Origin of the sequence: Pseudomonas sp. LS44, from assembly GCF_024730785.1 — a bacterium.
GTDB lineage: Bacteria > Pseudomonadota > Gammaproteobacteria > Pseudomonadales > Pseudomonadaceae > Aquipseudomonas.
This window is the reverse complement of record NZ_CP102830.1, coordinates 2830010-2854255: the sequence shown is the minus strand read 5'-3', so window position 1 is coordinate 2854255 and position 24246 is coordinate 2830010. Positions and strand designations below refer to the sequence as shown.

The window sequence follows — 24246 nt, the reverse complement described above, 5'->3', positions numbered from 1 at the left end:
CCATCAAGACTTAAGTCGTAAGGCTTGACTGTCGCGTAACTTGCTGTTCCTTCCTCATCCTTCTGATGTTTCGTCGAGTGACAATCCGCGCCAGTCTGTAGGACAAAGTGCGCAATTGTTAGCTTGCTAGGCAAATACTTGGTCACTGACTGATCAGTCAAGATTCGTCTCGATTAGTCGATTTCGTGGCGCCTAAAAAATGTCGAGAAAAGTGGCGATATGGCATCTGGGTTGCAATGGCTCATGCCGATTTGGCCCCGCGATGGCGCAGTCATAGCGGCAAGGGGTACGCATTTACGCGTGTCGAGAGAAATTTCTTTCGATCATCAAGGCCGACGCAGTGCGGCTGCAGTGCCAGTTCAGCTAAGTCGGGCTGGCGATAAAAAGAATGATCTGTCCACGGAGTAAAGCCTCGATGGAATTCAAGTCCCGTAGTCCTATGCGTTTCGCACCGTCCAAGGCCGGCTTTGCCCTGGCTGGTCTCTTGCCGCTGCTGGTTGCCGCCCAGGCCCAGGCGGTGGAATTCAGTTTCGCCGATAACGAAGTCAGTGGTTCGATCGACACCACTGTGTCCTACGGCCAGTTGTGGCGTGTGCAGGGCCAGGACAAGAACAACGACGGCATCAACACCAACGACGGGAACCGTAACTTCGACACCGGTCTGGTTTCCGAGGTGTACAAGATCACTTCCGACCTGGAAGCGACCTATCAGAATTACGGCGTGTTCGTCCGCGGCACGGCTTTCTATGACACTCAGATCATGGACAAGCGCAACGACTATCTAGACAACAACAATCCAGTCCAGCCGAGCCAGAACTCCCCTAACGACTCCAGCTTCACTTACGAAACCCGCCACAAGGCTGGTCGTGATGCGCAGCTGCTGGACGCCTATGTCTACGGCAACTGGGATCTCGCCGAGATGCCGGTCACCGCGCGGGTCGGTAACCAGGTATTCAACTGGGGCGAAGGCCTGTTCTATCGCGGTGGTATCAACACCACCAACCCGATCGACGCCGCTAAATACCGTCTGCCGGGCTCCGAGCTGAAGGAAGTGCTGATGCCGGTCGAGGCATTCAGCGGCAGCATCGGCCTGACCGACAGCCTGTCGATGGAAGCCTTCTATCAGTGGAACTGGAAGGAAACCGCAGTCGACCCGGTGGGTACTTATTTCTCCGAAACCGACCTGTTTGCGGATGGCGGCAACACGGCTTATTCGACTCAGCGTGCGCTGATTCCTCTGGGCGGCTTTTATCCTGGCCTGAGCGCGCTGGGTGTTGGTGGGTTGCAGGGCGGTCGCAACGTGGATGCCAATGGCAACATCCAGGTAGCCTCCGTAGGTAAGGACATCAACGCCAAGAACGATGGTCAGTTCGGGGTGAACTTCAAGTACATCGCTGAAGAACTGAATTCGACCGAATTCGGCGCCTATTTCGTCAACTATCACGCCAAAGAGCCGACTATCGCGGCAGACCTGGGTGACTATCAAGGCCTGAACCTGGCCCAGGTCGCCCAGGGCGTGTGCGTTGGCGCTGGCTTGGGTGGTGCCTGCGCTAACCCCGCGGTGCTTGCAAATTTCGCCACTGCCGCTGGCGGACTCGCAACTCTGGATGTAGCCAACCAGGTAAACGCCCACCGCGAGTACGTTGAAGACATCCGTATGTACGGCTTCAGCTTCAACACCACCGTAGGCAATGCCTCGGTATTCGGTGAGCTGGCCTACCGTCCGAACATGCCGATCGGTATCGCCACCACCGACGACCTGCTGGGTGACCTGCTACTGCAGGCACCGCGGTTGGCGGGTGGTGGCGCCGTGAATATCGGTGGTCAAAGCGTTCAGTTGGGTGACGAGATCCACAACTACGAACGCGTCGAGATGTACAACACCTCGCTGGGTACCATCTACAACTTTGGCCCGGGGCTGAGCTTCGACTCGCTGTTCGGGATTGCCGAATTGGCATCCGAGCATCTGCGCGGTAGCGATCTGCAGTACCAAGCCTACAACGGCACTAACCGCTACTACTCGGGGCGTGGCAACAACTCCTACGTAGGCAACGCCGATCGCGACAATCGCGACGACCAGGTCAACAAGAACGCCTACGGCTACACCCTGGTGCTGTCCGGTACCTGGAACGACGTATTCGCCGGTGTGAACCTCTCGCCGTACGCCGTCTACAAAGACGACTTTTCGGGCAACTCCTACCAGCTCGGCAACTTCGTCGAGGGTCGTAAGGCCTACACCCTGGGCGTCAAGGCCAGTTACCTGAACAGCCTGGAAGCCGAACTGCAGTACACCGAGTTCTACGGCGCCGGCGAAAACAATGGCGCTCGCGATCGCGACAACGTCGGCGTCAACGTCAAGTACTCGTTCTAAGCCTCAACTAGAAATCTGTACCGGACGCCTGTGGGCGTCCGGGCGATGAATCCTTTACGGAGAACTACGATGCTGAAAAAGCACACGCTGGTTGGTGTAGCGATTGCGCTGGCACTCACCGCAGGTAACGCAATGGCGGCTGTTTCGTCTGCGGAAGCCGCTAAATTGGGCGCCAGTCTGACCCCGTTCGGCGCCGAAAAGGCCGCCAACGCAGCCGGCACCATTCCAGAATGGACTGGCGGTATTACTAAGGCGCCGGCCGAATACAAGGGCTCGGGTCAACACCATCCAGATCCTTTCGCCAGCGACAAACCGCTGTTCACCATTACCAAAGCCAACCTCAATCAATACAAGGCCAATCTGACCGCTGGCCAGATCGCCCTGTTCGAGGCATATCCGGATACCTACCAGATCCCGGTTTATCAGACCCGTCGTTCCGGCTCGGCGCCGCAGTGGGTGTACGACAACACCATCAAGAACGCGACCAGCGCCAAGCTGCTGGATGGCGGCAATGGTTTCGCCGACGCCTACGGTGGCATCCCGTTCCCGATTCCGCACACTGGCGTCGAGGCAGTGTGGAACCATATTGCCCGCTATCGTGGTACCTACATCGTTCGTCGCGCCTCGGAAGTGGCGGTGCAGCGTAACGGTGACTACAGTCTGGTGACCTCGCAGCAGGAAGCGCTGTTCAAGTACTACCTGCCAAAAGGCAGCTTCGCTGACTTGAACAACATCATGTTTTATTACCTGTCGTTCACCAAGAGCCCGGCCCGCCTGGCTGGTGGCGCGACACTGCTGCACGAGACCCTGGATCAGGTGAAGGAGCCGCGCCAAGCCTGGGGTTATAACGCCGGTCAACGTCGTGTGCGTCGTGCGCCGAATCTGGCCTATGACACGCCTATCGCCGCCGCCGATGGTCTGCGCACCGCCGATGACACCGACATGTACAATGGCGCGCCGGATCGCTATGACTGGAAATTGGTTGGCAAGAAGGAAATCTACATTCCTTATAACAACTACAAAGTCTCCAGCTCCGAGGTGAAGTACAAGGACCTGCTGAAGGTCGGGCATATCAATCCGGCCGTTACGCGTAACGAGCTGCACCGCGTCTGGGTTGTCGAGGGCACGCTGAAGTCGGGCGCCCGCCACATCTATTCCAAGCGCACCATGTATCTGGACGAAGATAGCTGGCAAGTCGCCGCAATCGATCAGTACGACGGTCGCGGCGAGCTGTGGCGCGTTTCGATTGCTTATCTGAAGAACTACTACGAGTTGCCGACTACTTGGTCCGCGCTGGACGTGTTCCACGATCTGCAATCGCGCCGTTACTACGTGCAAAACCTGGATAACGAAGAGCCGAGCACTATCGACTTCAGTCAGCCGATTCCGGATGACGGTTACTTCAAGCCAGCAGCGCTGCGTCGTCGCGGTACGCGATAAGCGCCGTCAATCTCCTCAAAAAGGCCGCTATTCATAGCGGCTTTTTTGTGTTGCCATGCCGACAGGGCTGCGCTTAACAAAACATAACGTCCCGCACGTTGTCAGCGCTTTCCAAAGCTGGCTAGGATAGGCGGTCCTCTACGAGACACGTATCCATAAAAATAAGGGGGAAGGTATATGAGTGAGCCCGTCATGCGGCGCACCCAGACCGGTCATGCTAGCGATGTATCGGCGCTCCGTTTCCAAACACCACGAGCCAAAATGCTGTCGCTCTGCGGTGCATTGTCCATCCTGGCTTTCGCAGCTGTCCCCGTGCATGCCCAAAGCACTGAGGCTAAAGCTACCTACGCCATTGAGTCATCCAAAGCTGCCCGCAGCCTGTTGCTGGGAGTCGCCCACGCAGGCAAACGCGTGGTAGCGGTCGGTGATCGTGGTCATATCGTGTATTCCGACGACGAAGGTAAAACCTGGACTCAGGCCAAAGTGCCGAGCCGCCAGATGCTGACCGCTGTCAGTTTTGTCGACGACAAGAAAGGCTGGGCCGTCGGTCATGATGCGCAAATCCTCGCTACTCAGGACGGCGGCGCGACCTGGACTCAGCAGTACATCGATATCGACCGCGAAGAGGGCGCCCCCTTCCTCGACGTCGAATTCACCGATGCCAACAATGGCTTCGTGGTCGGCTCCTATGGTGCGTTGTTTACCACCACCGATGGCGGCCAGCATTGGGAAGATGTGTCCGATCGGCTGGACAACCCCGATGGCTATCACCTGAACGCTATCGCTCAGATCAAGGGTCAAGGCTTGTTCATCGTCGGTGAAATGGGCAGCTTGTTCCGCTCTAGCGATGCCGGACAAACCTGGGAAACGCTGAAGGGCCCTTACGAGGGTTCGTTGTTCGGCGTGCTGGGGACCGATCAGCCAGGCACCGTATTGGCTTTCGGTCTGCGCGGAAACCTCTATCGTTCGACCGATTTTGGCAGCCACTGGCAACACGTAGCGCTAAAAGCTGACAACGGTGCTCTGGAGTTCGGCCTGTCGGGCGGTAATCTGGAGAAAGATGGCAGCATCGTTCTGGTCGGCCATGGCGGTACCGTATTGAAAAGCACCGACGATGGTCGCAGCTTTGCCTTGGTCAATCGCAGCGACCGTTTGTCTTTGTCGGCCGTTACAGCCGCGGACAACGGTAATCTGATTCTGGTCGGGCAGGCAGGCGTGCAACTTGCCTCGCCAACTGGCGCCGAGTTGGGCCAACAATAATAACGCCGGGTCTTTTGAGATATGACAGCGATGACTAACCATCACCAGGACAAGGCGACATTCCTCGAACGCCTGATTTTCAACAATCGGCCGGCAGTGATTCTGATCTGCTTGCTGGTTAGCGTGTTCCTCTTCTATCAGGCCATGCATGTTCGGCCTTCGACCAGTTTCGAGAAGATGATTCCGCTGCACCATCCCTTTATCGAAAAGATGATGGAGCACCGTAATGATCTGGCCAACCTCGGCAACACCGTGCGGATTTCCGTCGAAGCCAAGAATGGCGACATCTTCAACAAGGACTACATGGAGACCCTGCGTCAGATCCATGACGAAGTGTTCTATGTGCCCGGCGTCGACCGCTCTGGCCTGAAGTCGCTGTGGAGCCCGAGTGTTCGCTGGACCGAAGTGACCGAAGAAGGTTTCTCCGGCGGCGAAGTGATTCCGCAAACCTACGATGGTTCCGAGGCTAGCCTCGACGACTTGCGCAACAACATCCTGAAGTCCGGTCAGATTGGTCGCCTGGTGGCGAACAACTTCAAGTCGAGCATCATCGATGTGCCGTTGCAGGAGGCTTATCCGGATCCTGAAGACCAGGGCCGTCTGCTCAAGCTCGACTATCGCCAGTTCTCTCATGAACTCGAGCAGAAGATCCGCGACAAGTACGAACTGCAAAACCCCAATGTGGATATCCACATCATTGGTTTTGCCAAGAAAGTCGGTGATCTGATCGATGGCCTGATCATGGTGGTGATGTTCTTCGCCGCCGCATTCGTGATCACCCTGATCCTGCTGTACTGGTTCACTCGTTGTATCCGCAGCACTATCGCCGTACTCACCACCACGCTGGTGGCGGTGATCTGGCAATTGGGCTTGATGCACATCGTCGGTTTCGGCCTCGACCCCTACTCGATGCTGGTGCCGTTCCTGATCTTTGCCATCGGTATTTCCCACGGCGTGCAGAAGATCAACGGTATCGCCTTGCAGTCGAGCGATGCAGACAATGCACTGACCGCTGCCCGGCGTACCTTCCGCCAGCTGTTCCTGCCTGGGATGATCGCCATCCTTGCGGACGCGGTGGGCTTCATCACTCTGCTGATCATCGACATCGGGGTGATCCGCGAGCTGGCCATTGGTGCTTCCATCGGTGTGGCAGTCATCGTGTTCACTAACCTGATCCTGCTGCCGGTAGCTATTTCCTACGTCGGTATCAGTAAGAAGGCGATCGAGCGCAGCAAGAAGGATGCGGTGCGCGAACATCCGTTCTGGCGCAGGCTGTCCAACTTTGCCCATCCGGTGGTAGCACCGATCTCGGTAGTGATTGCCTTGGCGATGGCGGTAGGTGGCTTCTGGTACCAGAAGCAGCATCTGCAAGTCGGTGACCTCGACCAAGGGGCTCCAGAACTGCGCCCGGACTCGCGCTACAACCTGGATAACGATTTCGTCATCAAAAACTACTCGACCAGTTCGGACGTGCTAGTGGTGATGGTGAAAACTACGCCGGAAGGTTGCTCGACCCATGAGGCAATGGAGCCGATCGACCGGCTGATGTGGAAGATGAGCAACACCGAGGGCGTGCAGTCGGCGATTTCCCTGGTCACTGTGTCGAAGCAGATGATCAAGGGCATGAACGAAGGCAACCTGAAGTGGGAAGCGCTGTCGCGTAACAAAGACGTGCTGAACAACTCCATCGCGCGTGCCGAAGGTCTGTTCAACACCGATTGCTCGCTTGCGCCGGTGCTGGTCTATCTCAACGACCACAAAGCCGCCACGCTCAAGCGTGCGGTCAAGGCGGTTGAAGAGTTCGCCGCGGAGAACAACACGGACAATCTGCAGTTCATGTTGGCGGCAGGTAACGCTGGTATCGAAGCGGCCACCAACGAGGTGATCGCCAAGACCGAGCTGACTATCCTGGTCCTGGTTTACCTCTGCGTTGCCGGTATGTGCATGATCACCTTCCGCTCGTTTGCGGCGACCATCTGCATTGTATTGCCACTGATCCTCACCTCGATTCTGGGTAATGCCTTGATGGCTTTCCTCGGTATCGGCGTGAAAGTGGCGACCTTGCCAGTAGTCGCCCTGGGTGTGGGTATCGGCGTCGACTACGGCATCTACATCTACAGCCGTCTGGAGACCTTCCTGCGTGCGGGCTTACCGCTGCAAGAGGCGTACTACGAAACGCTGAAGTCTACTGGCAAGGCGGTGCTGTTCACCGGTCTGTGCCTGGCCATCGGCGTGGCAACCTGGATGTTCTCGGCGATCAAGTTCCAGGCCGACATGGGCCTGATGCTGACCTTCATGTTCCTGCTGAACATGTTTGGGGCGCTGTGGCTGCTGCCGGCACTGGCGCGCTTCCTGATCAAACCGGAGAAACTGGCCGGTAAGAAAGGTGGCTCGCTGCTGGCTCACTAAGCCGTAAGCAGCAACAAGAACCGCGGCCTTGGCCGCGGTTTTTTTATGTTCGTTGGTTGGCTGTTCCAGTGGCAGCAAAGCGTTCAATAGCGCGGGGGAACTGCAGGCCTGCAAACTCTACGTCCTGAGTTATCCCTCAGGATGCAGCGGGGTGGGCACCCGTGTCGGCGTTGGAGGCTTGATCGGCTGGTGGATGGCCGCCAGAGTTCAACACCCGTGGCGCTGCTGGTCGAGGGCGCTATCCAGACCATCGTGGGTGGGCTGCTGAGTTGATGCAACGCAACGAAGCTGCGGTGTATCGAAGCGCAGCCATGCAAGATCACGCTTTGGGACTTATCCCTCAGCGCGGATACAGCGGCGGAAGGCCGCCTGATTCGGTATTAGTGGCTTGATGCTGCTGGGCGACGGGCAGGCTGCGAATAGCACGCCAAAGCTCATCGCCTTGCCATTGCTGACCGGTTTCGCTGTACAGCGCGCCGTTCAGACCATCCAGTGCATCCGACAACGGTACAAAACGCGCAGCCATGTCGGCCAGCGTTTCCGGCTGCTGGCGTGCCCAGGCGTCCAACGCTTGGCGTGTGGTGTGTGGCTCATTGGCCTGACAGGCGCGCTTGAGGTCGTCGAGCAGGGTGCGCGGGCTCGGACCATTCTGTGCGTTGGGTAAAATTGCCGGCTGACGGCGGGCGCGCCACCACAAGCCAAAACCCAGCAGCGTGGTGCCGGCTAGCACGGCGCTGAGCAGCTGCCACGGCCATAGCGGTACTTCTGCGGCCATCGCTGGCGGCGTGGCAACTGGGGGCTCGACTTGCAATGCCGGGTTGCTGGCAACTTCCAAGGTTCGCTCCGGCAGGCTAGTGCGCTCCAGGCGATCCTCGCGGGTGTTCCACCACAGCACTTCCAGTGCTGGCAGTTCGATGCGGCCATTGCGATTGGGCACCAAGGCTTCGCGGTCTTCGCGGCTGCCGATCAGCCCGCGCTCACCGGGCTGATTGGCCAATTGGGGCTGGTCCGGATAACGCCGCAAGCCTTCCGTGCTGGTGGCCGGCAATGGCGGGATCTGCGCGCTGGATAAGCCGTCGACCTTGATCATCAGATTGCGGGTCAGCGAATCGCCGACCTGCACCTGGTTCGGCTCAGGGCTCCAGGTTTCATGCAGGGTGACCGAGCGGGCCGGCAGCCAGGGCACATCGGTCGGGTAACTGGCTGGTTTGGCTTTGACCAGCAGGGGGATTTTGGGCGACTTGACGCGCACAAGCTTGCCCGGCTGCGGGCCGAACGGCTCCACCTGATCTTGGCTACGGGCCACGGTGGTGGCGCTAAACATCAACGCCGGAATCTCCAGTTGGCCGCTTTGCTGGGGGAAAATCGCATAGCGCAGTTCGATCACGCCATGGCGCACGCCATTGATCTGCTTTTCATAGGTGCGGGTTTCGCCAAGCTGCTCGACCCGCGCGTTGTCCATTTGCAGGGGAGTCAGATCACTGTCGTCGTACAGCGAGACCGAGTGATAGATGCGCAGGGTCAGAACGGTTTGCGCCTGCACGTAGACGCTGCCTTGATCCAGACTGGCATCGATGAAGACCGGAGCGACTTTGCCGGACTCGCCTTCGGTACCCGCCTTGAGCACTTGCAAGCTGATCGGCTGGCTGTGCATATCGCCCAGCTGCAAGGCTGGGATGACCACGCGGCCGATCTGTTTGGGTTGCAGGGTAATCAGCCAGCGGGCGCTGGCGCGGGTCTGCCCCTCCTGAGTGGAGAGGCGGTTGACCTGGCGGGTGCCAATGACTTCGAACTGTACGTCGAGCGGCGCCAGGTCTGGTTTGCCGAACAGAGTGACGTCATCAGATTCGAGGGTCAGTTCGACGGTTTCGCCTTCACTGACCCGTTCCCGGTCGACGCTGGCAGTCAGGCTGGCGGCGTTCGCGGTAAACGCCAGAACGCTGAGAAAAACGGCGCAAAACAGGCGGATCATCGGCGGCTTTCCTGATGCTGTTGCTGTTCGTACCAAAACTTGCGGCGCAGTAACTCACCCGGGTCATCGGGGATTTGCCGCAGCCATTGTTCCATCGCCTGACGTTTTTCACCGTCAAGGCCTTCGTCAGCGCCTTGCGCCGGGGCATCGTCTTGCGCATCGGTCTTGCCGAGCGCCTGATCATCGCTGCCAGCACTGTGGCTCGCTTGCGCCGGTTGCTCACCGGGGTTTTCCGGCGCCGGGTTTGATTCGGCTGGCGCCGTGGAGTTCTCCGGTTCGCCCTCTTGCCCCTGGGCAGCGGATGGCGGTGAGTTTTCGCTGGCTTGCGAATCAGTGTCGCTGGAGGGTTGCTGTTGTTGCTGCTCGCGCAACAGCTGCTCGATCAGGGCTTTGTTGTTCAGCGCCGGCTGTAGCTCGGGCCGCCGCTCCAGCGCCTGATCGTAGGCATCCAGCGCGGCCTCCAGCTCACCGGCCTTGGCCAAGGCGTTACCGCGGTTGTAGTGAGCGATGGCGGTATCGTCCTCGGCGAAGCGGCTAGCCGCGGCGGCGTAGTCTCCGGCTTGATAAAGCGCCAGTCCCTGCCATTGCGGATCACTGAAACGCTCGGCGGCCTTGGCTGGATTCTGCGCCTCCAGGAGGCGCTGGCCTTGTTGGTCGCGGCGCAGCCACAGATCCTCGAAATCGAAGGCATAGCTCGGTTGCGCCTGCACGAGCAGCAGTAATGGCAGACACAGCAACCAGCCGCGGCGCCCGGCACAGGCGGCCAGCAACAACAGCGGTAAGAGCAGCCAGTGGCCCTGATCCGCCCAGCGGGCGAGCCAGGTCTGTTCGCCCTCGCGCAGACTGTGCGCCCCATCCAGCAAGCCGAGGCGGCGCAGGTCGCGGTCATCCGGGCGAATCGTGGCGTAGCGGCCGTTGTGCTGGTCGGCGATGCGCTGCAACCCCGCGCTATCCAGACGTGGCAGCAGGATCGCGCCTTGCGCGTCCTTGAGGAAACCGCCGTCTTCCTGGGCGATTGGTGCGCCTTGCGCCGTACCCACGCCGAGGATATGCAGGGGCAGGCGATGCTGCTTGAGCGCCTGATCGATGCCCTGGCGTTCCGCCTCATCCAGTGAGGCGCCAATCAACAGCAGCGTGCCGCGACCCTGCGCACCCTGTTCCAGCAGGGCGATGGCCTTGCTCACGGCGAGCTCGGCATGTTGACCGGCCACCGGCATGATCGATGGTTTCAGCGCTTCGAGCAGATTGCGGCTGGTGGCGATATCGTCGGACAGTGGCACTACGGTATGCGCGCTGCCGGCGTACACGATGATCGCGGTTTGCGCATCGCGACGGGCTTCGAGCAGGTCGAGCAACTTGCGCCGCGCCTGTTCCAGGCGAGTGGGCTGAATATCGCCGGCAAGCATCTCTGGAGTCAGTTCGAGGATCACCACCAGCGGATCGGCGCGCTTCTGACTGGCCACTTCCACGCGCTGCCAGCTTGGCCCGAGCAGCGCCAGCAAGGCCAACAGCCAGGCCAGACCCAGGGCAATCCACGGCAAACGACTGCCACGCTCCTGGCCGCCGCTGAGTAGCGCCGCATGAAAGGCCGGCGGCAGCAACATCTGCCAGCGTCCGATGCGTTTCTGCCGATGCCAGAGCAGCCACAGCAAGCCGGCCAAGAGCGGTACCAGCAATAACCAAAGCGGTCGCTGCCAATGGGGCCAAAGCGCGTTCATGTGCGCCTCCGCAACCACTGCGGGCGCCGGCTCAGCCACTGCTGCTGCCAGTGCGGCCAGAATTCCCGCGCCGCCAGCAACAGGCTCAGGAGCAGCGCGCTAGCCAGCGGCCAGGGGTACAGGGCCAGGGCAGGGCGCGCTTGGGTGTGGGCTTGCTCGACTGGCTCCAGGCGATCGAGGGTGGCTTCGATGCTCTGCAGTTCCTGCTGATCGCGGGCGCGGAAATACTCGCCGCCGGTTTGTTCGGCAATCGCTTTGAGGGTCGTTTCGTCCAGATCGAGAGTCGGATTGAAACCGAAGCCGGCCAGGGTACTTTGCTCGGGATCGGCGCCAATCCCGATCGGATAGATCTTCACCCCTTCCTCGGCAGCCAGGCGCGCGGCGGTGAGCGGCTCGATCTCACCGCCGTTGCTGGCGCCATCGGTCACCAGCACCAGCACGCGACTCTGCGCCGGCCGCTGGCGCAGACGTTTGACCGCCAGGCCAATCGCATCGCCAATGGCGGTGTTTTTGCCGGCGATGCCGATCAGCGCCTCGTCCAGCCAGGTGCGTACGGTGGCGCGGTCAAACGTCAGCGGCGCCTGCAGATAGGCCTGGCTACCGAACAGGATCAGCCCGACGCGGTCGCCCCGGCGGCCTTCGATGAAATCGCCGAGCAGATGCTTGACCAGCGTCAGGCGGCTGACGTCGAGGCCTTGCCATTGCATGTCGGCGTAATCCATCGATCCGGAGACATCCACCGCCACGAGCAGATCGCGGCCCGTAGCGGGAACCGGCAACGGCTCGCCAATCCACTCGGGACGCGCGCTAGCCAGCAGCAGCAACAGCCAGAGCAGAATGAACGGCGCTTGCTGGCGCCAATTCGGCAGGTTGGCCCGCGCGCGACGACCGGCCAGGGTTTCCAGGTCGCTGAGGAAGCTGACTTTGAGCGCCGCCTCGCCGCTGGGGGCGGGCGGCAGCAGCCAGCGCATCAGCCAGGGCAGCGGTACGAGGAGGAAGGCCCATGGCCAGGCGAACTCAAACATGCTTGCGAATCCAGATTTCGACGGCGTGATAGAGGCCATCCACCGCCTTGTCATCGAGGCTGCATTGCGGGCGGTAGCCGCCTTCGACCAACACCATCCAGCGAGTCAGACCGGCCGCCGGGCAACGGCTGTCGAGAAACGCCAGCCAGCCGCGACCACTCAGGGTGTGGCTGTGGTTTTCTGGGTAATGGCTGCGGCACAGGCGCTTGAGCAAGCCATTGAGCTGTTGCAACCAGGGCCCGGCCGGCGCGCCATCGTAGGGTTTGCGCAGGCTCGCCAGCTCGTCCAGAGCGGCCTGGCGCTGCGGGTCGAGCGGTAATTCGCCAGCGGCCCGACGCGGTTGCAGCGGCAGGTGACCACGCCAGTGCCACAGTGCCCAGAGCAGCAGTGGCACGAGCGCCGCGAGTACCCACCAGCCAGGCGCCGGCGGCCACCAGGGAATCGGCGGCGGGGCGATCAGCGGTTCGAGCTTATCGAGCGTATTCATGGCGTTTTTCTGGGCCGCTGGGCATTCAGGTAGTCACGCAGCTGTTCGACCAGTTCAGTCTGGGTATTCAGCGGCAGCAACGGTACGCCAAGCTTCTGCGCCAGGCGCTGCCAGCGAGTTTCGCGGGCTTCGCCGAGGCTGCGGTAGGCCTGGCGCAGCTCGCTGTTGTGGGTGTCCAGTTCGATCTGCGCGCCACGCTCGTTGAAATTCAGCAGGCCGGCCGCCGGTAGGGCGTGATCGAGCGGGTCGGAAAGCGGGAACAAGACCAGATCGGTATGCCGGGCGAGCAGGGTCAATTGCTGCTCGGTGCTGTCGGTCAGGGCGCGCTCATCGCACAGCACGATCACCAGGCTGCCAGGCCGCAGAACCTCGCGAGCACGGCGCAGGGCTTGGCTGAAGGCTTCGCGATTGGCGGGGATTTCGCTGTGCAGAGCCTGACTGGCGCGCACCAAACGGTTGAGTAGTTGCAACAGGCTTTGCTTGCTGCGCCGTGGTTTGACCTCATGGTGCTCGACATCGCCAAACACCAGCCCGCCGATCCGGTCGTTGTGGGCCAGCGCGGCCCAACCGATCAGCGCCGCGGCCTGCGCGGCGAGTACCGATTTGAACACCTGGCCGCTGCCGAAGAACAGCCGCTGGCTCTGCTCGACCATGATGTAAATCGGCCGCTCGCGCTCCTCGTGGAACAGCTTGGTATGCGGCTCCTGCGTCCGCGCGGTGACGCGCCAGTCGATGGTGCGCACATCGTCGCCGGCCTGATAGACGCGCACCTGATCGAAGTCCACCCCACGGCCGCGCAGCTTGGAGTGATGCAGGCCCACCAACGGGCTGCGCCGGCTCGGCGTGGAGAACAGCTGCACCTCGCGCACCCGATGGCGCATGTCGATCAGCTCGGCGAGGTTGGCGCGGACTCCGGGTTGACTGGGAAGAATGTGCATGGCGAGCGGGACCCTAGAACGCGGCGCAGAAAGACGCCCGCTCCCGTATAGGGAAGAGGGATGGGGAGTCCAACACAGCGGCGCGCGCCAGCATCAGGCCACCGCGACCACATCGAGCACGCGCTGGATCACGCGGTCCTGATCGATACCGGCGGCTTCCGCCTCGAACGACAGGATGATGCGGTGGCGCAGCACGTCGAACAGCACCGCCTGAATATCTTCTGGGCTGACGAAGTCGCGGCCGGCCAGCCAGGCATGGGCGCGCGCGCAGCGGTCCAGGGCGATGGAACCGCGCGGGCTGGCGCCGTAGGCGATCCACTCGGCCATTTCCGGATCGAACTTGCCCGGCGTGCGGGTCGCCATCACCAGCTGCACCAGGTATTCCTCCACCGCGTCGGCCATGTACAGGCCGAGGATTTCCTTGCGCGCGGCGAAGATCGCGTGCTGGCTGACCCGGTGCTCCGGCTTGGTTTCGCCGTTCAGCGCATCGCCACGCGCCTGGGAGAGAATCTTGCGTTCCACCGAAGCGTCGGGAAAACCGATCTTCACGTGCATCAGGAAGCGATCGAGCTGGGCTTCCGGCAGCGGGTAGGTGCCTTCCTGTTCGATCGGGTTCTGCGTGGCCATTACCAGAAACAGCGGCGACAGATCGTAGGTCGAGCGACCGACCGATACCTGACGCTCGGCCATGGCTTCGAGGAGTGCCGACTGGACCTTGGCCGGCGCGCGGTTGATCTCGTCGGCGAGCACCAGATTGTGGAAGATCGGTCCTTGCTGGAACACGAAGCTGCCAGTTTCCGGCCGGTAGATCTCCGTGCCGGTGATGTCCGCAGGTAACAGGTCGGGGGTGAACTGGATGCGATGGAACTCGGCTTCGATGCCTTCGGCCAGCTCTTTGATCGCCTTGGTCTTGGCCAGTCCGGGGGCGCCTTCGACGAGCAGATGGCCGTCGGCGAGGAGGGCGATCAGCAGGCGTTCGATGAGCTTTTCCTGACCGAGAATCTGCGTAGCCAGAAAGTTTCGCAGGGTCAGGAGAGATTCACGGTGATCCATCGGGGATGTCCTGAATGAGTGCAACTGCTAACCCGCGCAGGGGCCGCTGGGACGCTTACTTTAATCGATTGCACCGGCAGCGACTAACCGCCAGTGCGCACTTGCCGATCGAACCTCACGCCTGGCGACCGGACGGTAGCGAGCGGGCCGCCAAACCGTTGCGCGCTCAGTCTAGCGAGCGCTACCCAGTCGCCCATTGGGCAAGCAGGCGCCGATGCTCGTGCATGGCGCTTGCCTGATCGCTCGGGCGCAGGCGCACCGTCTCGCCCGGCAGACATTGCGCGAGTCGGGCCAAAGCGTGTGGGCTGAGCGCGCCGAGACGCGGGTAGCCGCCAATGGTTTGCCGGTCGTTGAACAGCACGATCGGCTGTCCATCAGGCGGCACCTGAACCGCGCCAAGCGGGATACCTTCGGAAATCATCGGCCGCCCTTGATAGCGCAAGGGCGCGCCGAGCAGGCGCATGCCCATGCGGTCGGCGCGGCTATCGAGGCGCCAATCGCTATTGAACAACTCGAACAGGCTGACGCCGCTGAATTCGCCGTATTGCGCGCCGAGGATCAGCTCGAGGGTCGGCGGCGTGGAGAAGTCGGGGCGCGCGCGGTTGTCCATGCTGCGCAGCCGCGGTGCAGCAACGGCCCAGTGCAAGCGGTCGCCGGCTTGCAGCGCGCGGCCCTGGCCATCGGGGCCGCCAAGGCCTTCGCGGCTGACCGTCGAGCAGCTGCCCAGCACTGCCGGCACGGCAAAGCCGCCGGGCGTGGCGAGGTAGGCGCGCGCACCGCAGCGCGGCGCGTTGAACTGCAAACGCTGCCCGGCGCGCACGGCCACACTGCGCCAAGGTGTCAGGGGTTGGTCGTCGAGGGTCGCGGCCAAGTCGGCACCAGCCAGGGCGAGGTGGCTGTCCTGCAGACACAGCAGGGCAAAACCGCCGAGCGGGATTTCGATGACTGGCGCCCTAAGATCATTGCCGAGCAGCCAGTTGGCCCAGTAATGGGAAATCCAATCCAGCGCTCCGCCTTGGGTGACGCCCAGGTGCCGGACGCCAAAACGCCCGCCGTCCTGCAGCTGCACCAGCGGCGTGCTGCGTTCCACCAGTAGACCGCTCATGACGCGCCCTGCGTCTGCGCCAGGGGCGTGTCGTCGCCGCCCAGGCGAATGAATTCGGCATGTTCGATGGCGGCGAAACGGACCTGATCGCCCGGTTGCAGCAGGCTGTAGCCGTCCAGCTCGCGGTCGAACAAACGCGTCGGAGTGCGGCCGATCAAGTTCCAGCCGCCCGGTGACAGCAACGGATAGACGGCGGTCTGCCGCTCGGCAATCCCCACGCTGCCGGCTGCTACCCGTTGGCGCGGGGTGTCCAGGCGCGGGCTGGCCAACTCCGGCACGACCAGGCCCATAAAGGCGAAACCGGGCGCGAAGCCGAGGGCGAAGACGCAGTAGCGGTGTGCACTGTGGCGATGGATCACCTCGCTGACCGTCAGCCCGCTGCGTCGCGCCAAGAGATCAAGCTCCGGGCCGACCCGGCGGTCGTACCAGACCGGCAGCGTCAGCTGGCGGCCGCCGCCCGCCGCTAGTGGTTGCAAGTCTGCGAGGCTCGCGGCGATCAGTTCGCGCGCCTGTGCGGCAGTCAGCTGCAGTAAGTCGAATTGCAGCAACAGCGTGGTGTAGGAGGGCACCAGTTCGATCAGCCCGGCGCCGAAGGCCTGGCGCAACTGCTGCGCGGCGGCGAGCAGCCAGGGCATGTTGGCTTCGTCGATGCTGTCGAATAGCCGCAGGATAAAACAGTCGAGCGCGGCGACTTCAAGGCGCAGGTGCGGCGTGCTCATCGATCCTCCGGAGCCTCGCAGTGGATGCGCCAACCGAGCCATGGCCGATTGCGCGCTGCAGGCCGCCATGATGCATGACGCCGGGCGGACCGCGCGATGAACGAATATGTCGCAGCCTGAAAAGCTTGCTCGCCGGTGGCCTCGCTAAGCTGTTCGTGACCGCATGGTCGCTCCGCAGTCCGGGCGGTCAGTGGTCACCTAGACTGCTTGCAAGCCCGGCGTCCGACCCGGTCGCCGCTGCTTCCCCGAAACACCACGTTCAGCGGAGTATCAGCATGTCGTTCTTCACCGCCGCCAGCCGCGTCGATTTCCAGCAACAGCTGCAAACGGCCCTGGCGCAGCACGTCAGCGAGCAAGGGTTGCCGCAGATGGCCCTGTTCGCCGAGCAATTCTTCGGCATTGTCGCCCTCGATGAACTAGGCGAACGACGTCTGTCCGATCTGGTTGGCTGCACGCTGTCGGCCTGGCGCTTGCTGGAACGCTTCGATCCGGCGCAGCCGCAGGTGCAGGTGTACAACCCGGACTACGAGAAGCACGGCTGGCAATCCACGCATACCGCCATTCAAGTGCTGCATGCCGATATTCCGTTCCTGGTCGACTCGGTGCGCATGGAGGTGAGCCGCCGCGGCCACAGCATTCACACCCTGCAGACCAGCGTGCTGAGCGTGCGTCGCGACAGCCAGGGGCAGTTGCTGGAAGTCCTGCCCAAGGGCACGACGGGCCCGGACGTGCGCCACGAATCGCTGATGTTCCTGGAGATCGACCGCTGCGCCAGTGCCGGAGAGCGGCGTGCGCTGGAGAACGGTTTGCTCGAAGTGCTCGCCGATGTGCGCCTGACGGTCGCCGATTTCGAGCCGATGAAAACCAAGGCCCGCGATCTGCTGGCCTGGCTGGGCAGCGCCAAGCTCAAGGTCGACCCGGCCGAACTGGGCGAAATCAAGGTGTTTCTCGAATGGTTGCTGGACAACCACTTCACCTTCCTCGGCTATGAAGAGTTCACCGTGCACGAGGAAGCCGGCGGCGGCTTCATCAGCTACGACGAAGGCTCGCTACTCGGCCTGTCGAAGCGCCTGCGTAGCGGGCTTTCCAGTAGCGACCTGCATATCCAGAGCTATGCGCTGGATTACCTGCGCGAGCCGTTGCTGCTGTCGTTCGCCAAAGCCGCGATGCCGAGTCGCGTGCATCGCCCGGCGTACCCGGATTTCGTCTCGATCCGCGCGCTGGACGCGAAGGGCAAGGTGGTCAAGGAATGCCGCTTCATGGGCATCTATACCTCGGTGGTCTACAGCCAGAGCGTGCGCGAGATTCCGTTCATCCGCCGCAAGGTCGCCGCGGTGGAGAAACGTTCGGGGTTCAGCGCCGAAGGGCATTTGGGCAAGGAATTGGTCAAGGTGCTCGAGGTGTTGCCGCGCGACGACCTGTTCCAGACGCCGGTCGACGAGTTGTACAACACCGCGCTGGCCATCGTGCAGATCCAGGAGCGCAACAAGATCCGCCTGTTCTTGCGCAAGGACCCCTACGGCCGCTTCGTCTACGCGCTGGCCTACGTGCCGCGTGACGTGTACTCGACCGAGACCCGGCTACGCATCCAGCAGGTCCTGGTCGACCGCCTGCATGCCAGCGATTGCGAGTTCTGGACCTACTTCTCCGAGTCGCTGCTGGCACGTGTGCAGTTCATCCTGCGCGTCGATCCGCAGACCAGGCTGGACATCGACCCGCAGCAGCTGGAGCGCGAAGTCATCCAGGCCTGCCGCTCGTGGAAGGACGATTTCGCCGGGCTGGTGGTCGAGAGTTTCGGCGAAGCCAAGGGCACGCGGGTGCTTGCCGATTTTCCGAAAAGCTTCCCCGCCGGTTATCGCGAGCGCTTCGCCGCGTCCTCGGCGGTGGTCGACATGCAGCACGTGCTCAGCCTGTCGGACGTGCGCCCGTTGGTGATGAGCTTCTACCAGCCGCTGGCGGTCGATGAGCAGCAGCTGCACTGCAAGCTGTACCACGCCGATACGCCGCTGGCGCTGTCTGACGTGTTGCCGATTCTGGAGAATCTCGGCCTGCGCGTGCTCGGCGAATTTCCCTATCACCTGCAGCATCAGAACGGCCGGCAATTCTGGATTCACGACTTCGCCTTCACCTACGCCGAAGGGCTGGATGTCGATCTCCAGCAGCTCAACGACACCTTCCAGGACGCCTTCGTGCAGATCGTTAGCGGCGCCGCGGAGAACGATGGCTTCAATCGTCTGGTGCTCACCGCGGCGATGCCCTGGCGCGATGTCGCGCTGCTGCGCGCCTATGCGCGGTATTTGAAGCAGATCCGTCTGGGCTTCGATCTGGGCTATATCGCCAGCACGTTGGTCAACCACATCGACATCGCCCGCGAGTTGGTGCGGCTGTTCAAGACCCGCTTCTACCTGGCGCGCAAGCTCAGCGCCGGCGATCTGGCGGACAAGCAGCACAAGCTCGAACAGGCGATTCTCGCCGCCCTCGACGATGTCTCCGTACTCAACGAGGACCGCATCCTGCGGCGTTATCTGGACCTGATCAAAGCCACCCTGCGTACCAACTTCTATCAGCCGGACGCCACCGGTGCGGCGAAGAGCTATTTCAGCTTCAAGCTCAACCCCCGGCAGATTCCGGACATTCCCAAGCCGGTGCCGCTGTTCGAGGTGTTCGTTTATTCGCCGCGCGTTGAGGGCGTGCATCTGCGCGGTGGCAAGGTCGCCCGCGGCGGTCTGCGTTGGTCGGACCGCGAGGAGGACTACCGCACCGAGGTACTCGGCCTGGTCAAGGCCCAGCAGGTGAAAAATGCGGTGATCGTGCCGGTCGGCGCCAAGGGTGGCTTCATTCCGCGGCGCTTGCCGGTGGGCGGCAACCGCGACGAGATCCAGGCCGAGGCCATCGCCTGCTACCGGATCTTTATTTCCGGTCTGCTGGACATCACCGACAACCTCAAGGAAGGCGCGGTGGTACCGCCAGCCAACGTGGTGCGTCATGACGCGGACGATCCGTATCTGGTGGTGGCGGCCGACAAGGGCACGGCGACTTTTTCCGACATCGCCAATGGCATCGCCGGCGAATACGGCTTCTGGTTGGGCGACGCGTTCGCCTCAGGTGGCTCGGCGGGTTACGACCATAAAGGCATGGGCATCACCGCCAAGGGCGGCTGGGTGTCGGTGCAGCGGCACTTCCGCGAGCGCGGCATCGATGTGCAGAAAGACAATTTCACGGTGATCGGCATCGGTGACATGGCCGGCGACGTGTTCGGCAACGGCTTGCTGCTCTCGGACAAGCTGCAGCTGGTCGCGGCCTTCAACCATCTGCATATTTTCATCGACCCCAATCCGGACCCGGCGAAGAGCTTTGTCGAGCGCCAGCGGCTGTTCAATCTGCCGCGCTCGAACTGGAGCGACTACGAGGCCGGGTTGATTTCCGCGGGCGGCGGGGTGTTCTCGCGCAGCGCCAAAAGCATCGCCATCAGCCCGCAGATGCAGAAGCGCTTCGACATCACCGCCGACAAGCTGGCGCCCACCGAACTGCTCAATGCGCTGCTCAAGGCGCCGGTCGATCTGCTCTGGAATGGCGGCATCGGCACCTATGTGAAGTCCAGTCGGGAGAGCCACGCCGATGTTGGCGACAAGGCCAACGACGCGCTGCGCGTGGACGGTCGCGAGCTGCGTGCCAAGGTGGTGGGCGAGGGCGGCAACCTCGGCATGACCCAGCTCGGCCGCGTCGAATACGGTTTGAATGGTGGGGCGAGCAATACCGACTTCATCGACAACGCCGGCGGCGTCGACTGTTCCGACCACGAGGTGAACATCAAAATTCTCCTCAACGAGATCGTCGCTGCCGGCGACATGACCGGTAAACAGCGCAACGGCTTGCTAGTCGAGATGACCGAAGCGGTGGGTGGCCTGGTGCTCGGCAACAACTACAAGCAGACCCAGGCGCTGTCCCTGGCGCAGCGCCGGGCGCGGGAACGGATCGGCGAATACAAACGCCTGATTGCCGCGCTTGAGGCGGCCGGCAAGCTCGATCGCGCGCTGGAGTTCCTGCCCAGCGACGAGGAGCTGACCGAGCGTGCGGCCAACGGCCTGGGCCTGACCCGGCCGGAGCTGTCGGTGCTGATCTCCTACAGCAAGATCGACCTCAAGGAGTCGCTGATCAAGTCGCTGGTGCCAGACGACGACTACCTGATCCGTGAAATGGAAACCGCATTCCCGCCGTTGCTGGCAGAGAAATTTGGCGAGCCGATGCGCCGCCATCGCCTGAAGCGTGAAATCGTCAGCACGCAGATCGCCAACGACCTGGTCAATCACATGGGCATCACCTTCGTGCAGCGCCTCAAGGAGTCCACCGGGCAGAGCGCGGCCAACGTCGCCGGGGCGTATGTGATCGTCCGCGACGTGTTCCATCTGCCGCACTGGTTCCGCCAGATCGAGACGCTGGACTACAAGGTCGCCGCCGACGTGCAGTTGCAGCTGATGGAAGAGCTGATGCGTCTGGGCCGGCGCGCGACCCGCTGGTTTTTGCGTAGCCGCCGCGACAATCTCGATGCTGGCCGCGATGTGGCGCATTTTGGGCCGCAGGTGGCAGCGTTGGGCCTGAAGCTCAACGAACTGCTCGAAGGGCCGACGCTGGAGCAGTGGCAGGCGCGCTATCAGTCGTTCGTCGACGCTGGCGTGCCGGAGTTGCTGGCGCGCATGGTGGCGGGGGTCAGCCATCTGTACACCTTGTTGCCGATCATCGAGGCCGCCGATGTCACCGGGCAGAGTCCCGCACTGGTGGCCAAGGCGCACTTCGCGGTCGGCAGCGCGCTGGATCTGACCTGGTATCTGCAGCAGATCACCAGCCTGCCGGTGGAAAGCAACTGGCAGGCCTTGGCGCGTGAAGCCTTCCGCGATGATCTGGATTGGCAACAGCGCGCCATCACCGTGGCGGTGTTGCAGATGCCTGATGCGCCGGTGGATATGGAGTCGCGGATGCAGCTCTGGCTGCAGCAGCATCGGCCGTTGGTGGAGCGCTGGCGCGCGATGTTGACCGAGCTGCGCGCCTCGACCAGCACCGATTACGCCATGTATGCGGTGGCCAATCGCGAGCTGATGGATCTGGCGCAGAGCGCCCAGCATGTATTGGCAGCCTGATCGCGAGTCCTCGGCTGATCCGTAGGGTGGGTTAGGCGTAGGCGTAACCCACCGACTCTGCTGGACACTGATGTTCAGGTCGGCACCGCTGGTGGGTTACGCCGCTACGCGGCTAACCCACCCTACAAAAGCGCGGTGCACACTGTAATCGGCACATAGCCATAAAAAAAACGGGGCTTTTATGCCAGCGAGCGCAGGTAGGTCACCACGTCGCTGGCGCCGGCTAGGCGCAGGCCTTCGCCGAGAGCCGTGGCTTCGGCACTCTGGCGCGGCAGCAGGAGGATTTCCGGTGCGCCGGGGCTGTGGATCAGGCTCAGCCGTGCGTAGGGCAAACCATTGTCGAGCAGCAAGGCCATGAAGGCCGGTTCGCTCCAGGCCTGCACCGGCATGGCGAGCACGTGATAGCACGCCTGCAGGGCATCCAGGCCAGCAGCGTTGACGCTGTAGTGGATGAGATCGGCCGGTAGCGTGACATTTAGCCCACGGAGCCGGGCATAGACGATGGCGCTGCTGAACGCCTCGATCTGCCGTTCGCCGGCCCAGTAGACCCGCGACCCGTGCCAAGCGGTCGAGCGCAGCTGAATCCGTTCGCTGGCGGAAAAGTTCGGCAGGGCGAGGCTGATGGTTTTGAGAAAATCCTTGTAGCTGATGATGCGCTGCCCGCGGCAGGCCGGCGTGGCGGCAAACTCTTCGAGGCTGGTATAGACGGGCGCTGCACTGCCCCCGCCGAGGCCGTCGATCTGGCGCAGGTCGAAACTGTCGAGGTGTTGTAGCTCTTGTTTGACCACGCCGATCAGTAGGGCGTGAGCATCGGCCTTGTCATCCTGAACCGGACCGGACAGCGCACTGCGTGGCAGATTGCCGAGGCGCTGCAATTGCGGCCCGGCCTGCCACCAAATACTTGGCTGCGGCGTCGGCAACGGCTGAAACGGTAACTGCAACCTGCTGGCCCGCTCGCGCAGGGCGCGGAGCGCGCGGCCGCCCAGCCCCAGGCGCTGAGCGAGGGTGCTCAGGCGCGCGGAGAAGTTCTGCGGCTGCTCGGACAGAATCATGGTCGGGGACTCCAAAACGATGGTGCCAGTGTGGCAGAGGAATTCTCCTGCTGCACGGCAGCAATAACTGCCTGCAGGCCGCTGCAACGCCCTTGTGGCAAGATGCCAGCCTCATTTGCGAGGATTTTCCATGGCCAGTCTGGTGCTGGATATCGCCATCCCGGCCGAACGTTGGCAGGCCGTTTACCGCGGGCAGGCTAACCGCGTTCTGTTGCACAGTCGTGATGGCCGGCGGATCAGTTTGCCGGTCCATCATCTGCGTCCTTACCTCAGTCATGCCGGTGTCTACGGTAGTTTCGCGCTGGAATTCAGCGATGCCGGCGAATTGCTGAGTTTGCGCCCGCTCGACTGAGTGTCCCGCGCCTCGCGTGCTGGCGGCCGGGGCGGCTATAATCGCCGCCCCCAACGCCGCCCGAGCTAAGCCCGCCCATGTACTCCCTGGCCCGCCAGTTATTGTTCCGCCTGTCCCCGGAAACCTCCCATGAGCTGTCCATCGACTTGATCGGTGCGGGCGGTCGGTTGGGTCTCAATGGCCTGCTGGGCAAAATGCCGCGGTCGTTGCCGGTGAACGTGATGGGCCTGGACTTTCCCAATCCGGTCGGTCTGGCTGCGGGCCTGGACAAGAACGGCGATGCCATCGACGGCTTCGCCCAGCTGGGTTTCGGCTTTGTCGAGATCGGCACCGTGACGCCGCGTCCGCAGCCGGGCAATCCCAAGCCGCGCCTGTTTCGCCTGCCCGAAGCCGAGGCGATCATCAATCGCATGGGCTTCAACAACCATGGCGTCGACCACCTGCTGGCGCGGGTCAAGGCCGCCAAGTTCAAGGGCGTGCTGGGCATCAATATCGGCAAGAATTTCGACACACCGGTCGAGCGCGCGGTGGACGACTACCTGATTGGCCTGAATAAGGTCTACGCCCACGCCAGTTACATCACCGTCAACGTCAGTTCACCAAATACCCCTGGGCTGCGCAGCCTGCAGTTCGGCGACTCGCTCAAGCAATTGCTCGAAGCGCTGCGCCAGCGCCAGGAAGATTTGGCCGCCGAGCACGGTAAACGCGTACCGCTGGCCATCAAGATTGCCCCCGACATGAGCGACGAGGAAACCATCGAAGTCGCGCGGGCGCTGGTCGAGGCGGGTATGGACGCGGTGATCGCCACCAATACCACCTTGGCTCGTGAAGGCGTGGCCGGTTTGCCGTATGGCGATGAGGCGGGTGGTTTGTCCGGTGCTCCGGTGCGCGACAAGAGCACCCATATCGTCAAGGTATTGGCCAGTGAACTGGGTGGTCGCTTGCCGATCATCGCGGTGGGCGGCATCACCGAGGGCGCGCATGCGGCCGAGAAAATCGCCGCCGGGGCGAGCCTGGTGCAGATTTATTCCGGCTTTATCTACAAAGGTCCGGCATTGATCCGCGAAGCGGTGGATGCCATCGGCGCCTTGCCCGGCAAACGCTAAAACACTAAATCACAGATTCGTAGGGTGGGTTAGCTGTAGGCGTAACCCACCGAGCAGGTTGGATGCATATGTTCAGGGCGCGGCGCTGGTGGGTTACGCCGCTA

At 62.2% G+C, this 24246-nt stretch carries 16 protein-coding genes; 7 read left to right on the top strand and 9 right to left on the bottom strand.

Annotated elements, in window-relative coordinates; genetic code table 11:
• The first annotated feature begins 415 nt into the window (after nt 1-415).
• From NVV93_RS12660 to NVV93_RS12645, 4 genes are all read left to right on the top strand, one after another.
• On the top strand, nt 416-2371 hold the full coding sequence (locus tag NVV93_RS12660; RefSeq protein WP_258251001.1) for a DUF1302 domain-containing protein: 1956 nt from the start codon (nt 416-418) through the stop codon (nt 2369-2371).
• A gap of 69 nt (nt 2372-2440) precedes the next feature.
• Nucleotides 2441-3811, top strand: a complete 1371-nt coding sequence (locus tag NVV93_RS12655; RefSeq protein WP_258251000.1) for a DUF1329 domain-containing protein — start codon at nt 2441-2443, stop codon at nt 3809-3811.
• Between the two features lie 177 nt (nt 3812-3988).
• Nucleotides 3989-5071 carry a WD40/YVTN/BNR-like repeat-containing protein gene (locus tag NVV93_RS12650; protein ID WP_375162884.1) on the top strand — a complete coding sequence of 361 codons (1083 nt, stop codon included), beginning with the start codon at nt 3989-3991 and terminating at the stop codon, nt 5069-5071.
• Between the two features lie 21 nt (nt 5072-5092).
• A complete protein-coding gene (locus NVV93_RS12645) occupies nt 5093-7480 on the top strand; it encodes an RND family transporter (RefSeq protein ID WP_258250999.1) in 2388 nt (795 codons plus the stop codon).
• A 340-nt stretch (nt 7481-7820) separates the two neighbouring features.
• On the opposite strand, the gene NVV93_RS12640 is transcribed toward NVV93_RS12645, so the two are convergent.
• The 8 genes from NVV93_RS12640 to pxpB form a co-directional block, all read right to left on the bottom strand.
• Nucleotides 7821-9452: a BatD family protein gene (locus tag NVV93_RS12640; RefSeq protein WP_258250998.1), complete on the bottom strand. Its 1632-nt coding sequence runs from the start codon at nt 9450-9452 to the stop codon at nt 7821-7823.
• Entirely contained in the window at nt 9449-11170 is a 1722-nt protein-coding gene (locus tag NVV93_RS12635) for a VWA domain-containing protein (protein WP_258250997.1), read from the bottom strand. The genes NVV93_RS12640 and NVV93_RS12635 overlap by 4 nt, the downstream gene beginning before the upstream one ends.
• Nucleotides 11167-12195 carry a VWA domain-containing protein gene (locus NVV93_RS12630; protein WP_258250996.1) on the bottom strand — a complete coding sequence of 343 codons (1029 nt, stop codon included), beginning with the start codon at nt 12193-12195 and terminating at the stop codon, nt 11167-11169. Before NVV93_RS12630 ends, NVV93_RS12635 begins: the two co-directional genes overlap by 4 nt.
• Nucleotides 12188-12682, bottom strand: coding sequence for a DUF4381 domain-containing protein (locus NVV93_RS12625; protein WP_258250995.1), 495 nt, complete (start codon nt 12680-12682; stop codon nt 12188-12190). The genes NVV93_RS12630 and NVV93_RS12625 overlap by 8 nt, the downstream gene beginning before the upstream one ends.
• On the bottom strand, nt 12679-13620 hold the full coding sequence (locus NVV93_RS12620; protein ID WP_258250994.1) for a DUF58 domain-containing protein: 942 nt from the start codon (nt 13618-13620) through the stop codon (nt 12679-12681). Before NVV93_RS12620 ends, NVV93_RS12625 begins: the two co-directional genes overlap by 4 nt.
• A gap of 93 nt (nt 13621-13713) precedes the next feature.
• A complete protein-coding gene (locus tag NVV93_RS12615; protein WP_258250993.1) occupies nt 13714-14673 on the bottom strand; it encodes a MoxR family ATPase in 960 nt (319 codons plus the stop codon).
• A 181-nt stretch (nt 14674-14854) separates the two neighbouring features.
• The gene (locus NVV93_RS12610) at nt 14855-15778 is read right to left on the bottom strand and encodes a biotin-dependent carboxyltransferase family protein (protein WP_258250992.1); all 924 of its coding nucleotides are present in this window, start codon (nt 15776-15778) and stop codon (nt 14855-14857) included.
• Nucleotides 15775-16497, bottom strand: a complete 723-nt coding sequence (pxpB, locus tag NVV93_RS12605) for a 5-oxoprolinase subunit PxpB (RefSeq protein ID WP_258250991.1) — start codon at nt 16495-16497, stop codon at nt 15775-15777. Before pxpB ends, NVV93_RS12610 begins: the two co-directional genes overlap by 4 nt.
• A gap of 275 nt (nt 16498-16772) precedes the next feature.
• Between pxpB and NVV93_RS12600 the strand changes: the two genes are divergently transcribed.
• Nucleotides 16773-21632: an NAD-glutamate dehydrogenase gene (locus NVV93_RS12600; RefSeq protein ID WP_258250990.1), complete on the top strand. Its 4860-nt coding sequence runs from the start codon at nt 16773-16775 to the stop codon at nt 21630-21632.
• A gap of 179 nt (nt 21633-21811) precedes the next feature.
• Here NVV93_RS12600 and NVV93_RS12595 read toward each other — a convergent pair whose 3' ends face one another.
• Nucleotides 21812-22684: a hypothetical protein gene (locus tag NVV93_RS12595; RefSeq protein WP_258250989.1), complete on the bottom strand. Its 873-nt coding sequence runs from the start codon at nt 22682-22684 to the stop codon at nt 21812-21814.
• Nucleotides 22685-22814: 130 nt separating this feature from the next.
• Between NVV93_RS12595 and NVV93_RS12590 the strand changes: the two genes are divergently transcribed.
• Together NVV93_RS12590 and NVV93_RS12585 are read left to right on the top strand one after the other, a co-directional pair.
• On the top strand, nt 22815-23036 hold the full coding sequence (locus tag NVV93_RS12590) for a DUF2835 domain-containing protein (RefSeq protein WP_258250988.1): 222 nt from the start codon (nt 22815-22817) through the stop codon (nt 23034-23036).
• Between the two features lie 77 nt (nt 23037-23113).
• Entirely contained in the window at nt 23114-24142 is a 1029-nt protein-coding gene (locus NVV93_RS12585; protein ID WP_258250987.1) for a quinone-dependent dihydroorotate dehydrogenase, read from the top strand.
• Nucleotides 24143-24246 lie beyond the last annotated feature (104 nt).